Raw genomic sequence first — 5421 nt, 5'->3', positions numbered from 1 at the left:
ATGGGTTGCTGCCGAACACCGATTGGGTCGCGTCTTCACCATCTCTTGTGGAGAATGAATTGACCGGCATGTCGTTGGGATAAAGCCGCTGCCAGGCGTCGTCGTAGGCGCGTTGAAACGCGAGTTCCGCCTCGACGCGGGCGCGCTCGGTTTCAACCAGCTTCTCAGCGTATTTTTGACGCTCAGCCTGACTGCGAGCTTCCAATCCCAAGGCGGTCAGCGGATCCAGATCGGGGGACCAGGTGCCACGCGGCCCCTCCATGATCGACTCGTAGCGTCGATACTCTTGCTGGTTCAGGCCCCAGGCCTCGGCAGCCCGTTGGCTGCTCTGCTCCAACCGCGTCTGATCGATACGCGTCGACTCGCTCTCCTGCCCCTCCTGAGCCCACACGGGCAAAGCCGTAAACAGCAGCAGGGCGTAAGCCAAGCGTCGATTGCAATTCAGCGTCATGGGGCTCTCCTCAAGGAACCGGGACCACCACGGTCTGGCCGTTGATGATGAACGCCGCCGAGTGGCCCTCGATCGACGACAGGTGCCACTGCCCGATGTTCTGCCCCTCACCAACCAGGCGCAGATCGCTCAAGCGCCCGGCAGCCCCGGATGCCACGGCAAGATAGCTGCGCCCACCGCGCAGCTCGACGCCCGACACCGAGAACGGCGGTGACGGCGGCTCGGGTTGACGTCGTGTCCGACGTTGAGGGCTTGGCTGGCCTTGCTGGGTGCTGGTCTTTTGGTTGGCTCGGAGCTTGCGCACCTCCTTGATCGATGACTCGAGCGACTGCTCTTTTTCCTGCGCCGCACTGAATCGCACGTCCACGGAGCTGGACAGCTCATCAAGGCGTTCCCCGAGCGCCTGGACGCGCTCGGGCAATGCCTGCAGCGGCGAATCCTGTCGGCTCGTCTCGAAATCGTCGAGGCGTGACGCGATTTCGCCAAGGCGGTTGCTGGTGCCCTCGGCCTGACTGCGACGCTCGTCCTGGCCGCTCTGCAGCTCTTCGACCCGCACGCGCAGTTGGTCTATGACCTGCTGCTGGGACTGCAATCGAGACTCCAGCGTTGGCCCCTTCGGCTCCGAACCGGCAAATAGAACGAAATAGATGAGCCCCAAAACAGCAAGAATCCCAAGCCCCAGGAGCGTCAGTCGCATCGGACTCCAACGTCTGCGACTCTCTGCGTGGGAGCTGTAATTTGGCACCTCGTGACCGACTTCCTCGCGGTTGGCGTCACTTAAGTCCTGTCTGTCATCATCATCATGATGGGAGAACGAGGGTTCGCGACGACCGACGCCTCCCGTATCCGAATCTACTGGCGCCTCCGATCGAGGCTCCTGCTCCGGATCACCGGAATCGACGGGCCGCTGGCGATCATCCGTCATGACCGGTCTCCTCGATCAGTCGCTGATCGCGTACCTGGTAGCAGATGGTCCGGGCGATGGGGTCGGCCTGAACCTCGAAAGCACTACCGGCGAGAACCTGCAGGGCCTCGCGAAGTGGCATCGGCCCCAGACGGAAATGCGCCGTCGGCAAGGGTCGGCTATAGAGCAGCTGCTGCGGTTCACCCTGGGGAGCACAAAGGCTGTAACCGGTGTGCTGCAGGGTGTAGCGCAAACCATCTTCCACCGATGGGCTCATGGAGGCAGGGATCGAGACATTGACGGTCTGCTCGAGGAGGTTGCGCTGCTGCAACGTGGCATTGGCCGTGACCAGGGCGTAACGCCCGCCTCGCATCACCTCGACTCGTGACGCATTGAGATCACGGTAGACATCAGGCTCGACATCGTAGGTGGGCTGATCCAGACCGGTGGCCACTACGCGGGTATGATGCCCTTCTTTGCTTCCCGCAAGGGCCATCTTCTCGGCGTCAGGATAGTCGGCGGCCAGGCGCTCACTCTCGCTTGGCTGCGGGGTTGGTTGCTGATGCGCGCAACCGGCTAGCAGCGCAATCAAGAATGCTAAGGGGACGACACGGGTTTTCTGGAAGGGATACATCGAGTTTGGCCTCGCGCGGGGAACCTGAATGATCGTGATCGGGTTCACCGTGCCGAAGCCCGAGGGTACTCGCGACGGGAAATGTTAATTGCACCAGCAGGGCTTTTGCGGGTAGTAGGCGATCTCACCCGAAAGGGATCATCGAAGTCTTGAGCTATTTCTTTAAAGGGCTCTATCTATTGCGCGGCGCTGACCCAATGATGTGGGCCAGGGACGATACAACGAAGGAACAGCGGAGAATCCTAGGGGGCATAAACTCCAATTTTTTTCCCATTTGTATTAACACCTTGCCTCGGCCGACAGATATCGAAAGGAATTTCACAAGCATGGACCTGAGGCCCACCTCACATCCAGCGATGCAGCAGTGTTATCAAACGCCCATGTAGTCGCGCATTCCCTCCGGGAGTTTGGTCGACCTCGACACTGCCCGTCATACCGGCGGCCAGCTCGATGTTCTCTGGCACCCGATCGATGGCGATATGCACCGGAATACGTTGGGCCAGACGCACCCAGCTGAAACTCGGCTCGACACTCGGCAGCCCCTGATCATCGACTCCCTCGTTGGTATTGGCGATGCCGCGTCCAATACTGGTCACGTGGCCTCGTAATGGCGCCTCGAAGCCCATCAGTTGGACCGTTGCCGCTGCCCCGGGATGGATGCCCTGGAGTTTGGTCTCGGCGAAATAGCCCGTGACCCAGAAACTGTTCGCATCCAGCACGGCGAGATTCTGCTGCCCAGCCACCGCGTAGTCACCTTTGCGTAAGCGTAGATGTGTCACATAGCCATCCACCGGGGAGCGCAGGGTCGCATGTGCCAGGTCCAGCCGAGCCAGATTCAGCGCGACCTGGGCCTGGTGCTTTTCCGCCCTGGCGATATCCACATCCTGCGTGGCGCTGTGAACCTGTTCACGAGAGACATACTCTCCCAACCCCTTTCGTCTCTTGGCATAGTCGACCTTCTGGCTCAGCGTCGCTGTCGCTGACGCCAATCGCGCCTCGGCTTGCTCGACGGCCAGTGCGAAGCGCTCAGGATCAATGCGATACAACACCTCTCCGCGCTTTACATACTGATCATCGGTGACAGCGACCTCGGCGATCGTCCCGGAGACCTCGGGAGCGATGCGTACGACCTGCGCATTGACTCGACCATCACGGGTCCAGGGAGCCAGTACGTAGGCTTGCCATAGTGCGATTACCAATAGCATCGCGGCGATGACCGCGCCCAGAGTCAGGATCGCTTTTGCAACAGGCATTAATAGACGTTTCATACGACACCTAGACATAGAGCACCAAGAGAGACAGCAGGCAGACAGAGATCGCGAATTCGAACAGCCCTGGATGCCAGATCCAGCGCAACAAGCCGCTGCGCCCCATCAGGAATCGCATTCCCAGAAATAGCGGTACCACTATCAAGGCATAGACAAAGAGGGGTGGCAGATAGATGCCCGCCACAGCCACTTCACTGAGCATTGGCGCCACCTCGCGGAAGCCCGGAGAAGTAATCGGCATGGCCTTCGATCAGCTCGGCAACATCGATCAATGCAGCGGCCATAAGTTGCCGATTCTCTGCGCGGCCCGATTCAACGACATCCGTTGCCATCATCAGGCGCGCGGCACGGCGCGCATGGCGAGCCGCCATGAGGAGATCGTCCGCGCGACACGCCATTTGCTTTAACGTCTTCTCCACCGTGGGGCGAATGGGAGATCGCGCTGGTGCAGCCTTCAGCCAGTGCCGCAAGCGCATCAGCTCCCGCCCCAGGTGCAGACTGGCGAGCGCATCACTGATGGCATGATCCATAGCATCAGGCTGGTTCTGGAGCACGGCACCCAGACGAGCCATACGATGCTGCTGGCGCCACTGCCAGCGACGCGCATCTGTCGGTGCACGTCGTAACAGGGAGAGCGCCTCATCGCGGATACGATGGCGCAGTCGTTCGATATCGCGTGCGGGGGTACGCGGCAGCAGCAGTCGAAAGCCAAGCAGGGTAAAAAACACGGCCAGTAACCACGCCACCGAAGCGTTGAGAAACAGGCTCAGGTCGTACTGCATGGGGTTGGCAGGCGCTGCCAAGGTCGTGAACCCGACGAGATAGGCCATGCCGGCCAATGCATGGCGAGGCAGTGTGGTGAGAAAGACAGCAGGCAGCCAGAAAAGCCCCAAAACTATCAGCAGCAAGAACAGCCCTTCGATGTGCGGCAGCACCCCAAATGCACACACGAAAGCCATCACCACGGCGGCTAGCGTCCCTTTGATGAAAGCGATCGCTCCAGCGGCAGGATTGGGCGCCGTGGACAGCAGTGCACAGGCAGCCGCGAGCCCCGCCAACATCATGTTGCCGTGTTGCCAGCCAGTCGCGATCCAGAAAATACCGCCCAGTACCACGATCAGCATCGCACGCAAGCCGTTTTGCATCGCTGCCGTCCAATCCCGGTGAAAGGGTACGGCAGGCAGGATGGGGCGAACGCTTGGACGATGTAACGCCGCGATACCGTCCAATGCCGCTAGATAATCGTCGATCTGCTCTACCAATCGATCACCCGCGATCAGCAGCGCCGGCTGCTCGGCTGGCACTGACGAGACCGACTCGAGTCTGGCCATCAGACGTTCACGACTCTCGCACAAGCGTCGCCTCGCCTTGCCGAAGTCTCGAGCCGATACGTCGCTTGCGGCATCGCGCCATGACCGTTCGAGCTCCGGCTGCAAAGCTCGTAACGCCCGCATGCTGGCACTATGTTCGGATAAAGGCGGGATGCCGCCGACCAGGGCCGCGAATAGCGATGCCATGGCATGCCGTACCATGGCCCCCTGCTGTGCCAGATCGATCGATTCGGCCTTCCCCAGTGCCAGCAGATCATCTATGCCATAGACCTCGGCAATGAGCTTCCGCCGGGCGGGTGGGACTTGCATGGAGCCACCTCCAATCCCTTCCTCCAGCGCTTCGTGCTGAGTCGCCAGCGTTTCTGCGCTGGCCACAAGCAACCGTGTCGACTGGGCTTCGAGACGCTGGCGTACCCGGCGGGCGCTGAATAGCGACGATACCAAGGCCAGACACATCACTCCGATCAACACGGCCGAACCACGATCCACCACATGCGCAAAGGTCGTTTGAGGGTGCTCTAGCGCACCGTAGACAGCCAAGCCAACGGTGTACCCGGCCAGCGCGGCACCATAGGCCCGGAAATGGCGCACTAGTGTCATGCCCGCAACACACAGCCCCAACCAGACGCCGAACCCCAGCAAGAAAAGCCATGGCATCTGTCCAAACAGACTCATCAGTACGAGTGCAGCCAGCATGCCGGCCAGTGTGCCGATGACCCGCCAGATGCCTTTGCCGATGACCGCCCCCTGAACCGGATTGATGACCAGCAGCACGGAGGACGCAGCCGAATAAGGAGCTTCCAGATCGAACCAGTAGGCGAGGACGAGTGCCA

General features: G+C 60.7%; 6 protein-coding genes. All 6 read right to left on the bottom strand.

Annotation, left to right across the window (positions count from 1 at the left end; translation table 11 throughout):
• Nucleotides 1-451 (bottom strand): TIGR03759 family integrating conjugative element protein (locus tag AC3AYF_RS05645; protein ID WP_487779501.1); only part of this gene is annotated, 451 nt, incomplete at its 3' end.
• A gap of 10 nt (nt 452-461) precedes the next feature.
• Entirely contained in the window at nt 462-1376 is a 915-nt protein-coding gene (locus tag AC3AYF_RS05640; RefSeq protein WP_295035868.1) for a hypothetical protein, read from the bottom strand.
• Nucleotides 1366-1851, bottom strand: a complete 486-nt coding sequence (gene pilL2 / locus AC3AYF_RS05635; protein WP_295035869.1) for a PFGI-1 class ICE element type IV pilus protein PilL2 — start codon at nt 1849-1851, stop codon at nt 1366-1368. Before pilL2 ends, AC3AYF_RS05640 begins: the two co-directional genes overlap by 11 nt.
• Nucleotides 1852-2333: 482 nt before the next feature.
• Nucleotides 2334-3257, bottom strand: a complete 924-nt coding sequence (locus tag AC3AYF_RS05630; protein WP_295035870.1) for an efflux RND transporter periplasmic adaptor subunit — start codon at nt 3255-3257, stop codon at nt 2334-2336.
• Nucleotides 3258-3264: 7 nt separating this feature from the next.
• Nucleotides 3265-3459, bottom strand: coding sequence for a DUF1656 domain-containing protein (locus AC3AYF_RS05625; protein ID WP_295035871.1), 195 nt, complete (start codon nt 3457-3459; stop codon nt 3265-3267).
• A partial coding sequence (locus AC3AYF_RS05620; RefSeq protein WP_295035872.1) for an FUSC family protein occupies nt 3449-5421 on the bottom strand: 1973 nt, incomplete at its 5' end. The genes AC3AYF_RS05620 and AC3AYF_RS05625, both read right to left, overlap by 11 nt.

The sequence above is a fragment of the Salinicola sp. genome, from assembly GCF_982684285.1.
The sequence above is the reverse complement of the archived record's forward strand: the minus strand, read 5'-3'. Positions and strand labels throughout refer to the sequence as shown.

What these genes read in the sequence shown, in the direction of transcription:
- AC3AYF_RS05625 (WP_295035871.1), bottom strand. Translation starts at nt 3,459, where the DNA reads ATGCTCAGTGAAGTGGCTGTGGCGGGCATCTATCTGCCACCCCTCTTT.
- AC3AYF_RS05640 (WP_295035868.1), bottom strand. Translation starts at nt 1,376, where the DNA reads ATGACGGATGATCGCCAGCGGCCCGTCGATTCCGGTGATCCGGAGCAG.
- AC3AYF_RS05630 (WP_295035870.1), bottom strand. Translation starts at nt 3,257, where the DNA reads ATGAAACGTCTATTAATGCCTGTTGCAAAAGCGATCCTGACTCTGGGC.
- pilL2 (WP_295035869.1), bottom strand. Translation starts at nt 1,851, where the DNA reads ATGGCCCTTGCGGGAAGCAAAGAAGGGCATCATACCCGCGTAGTGGCC.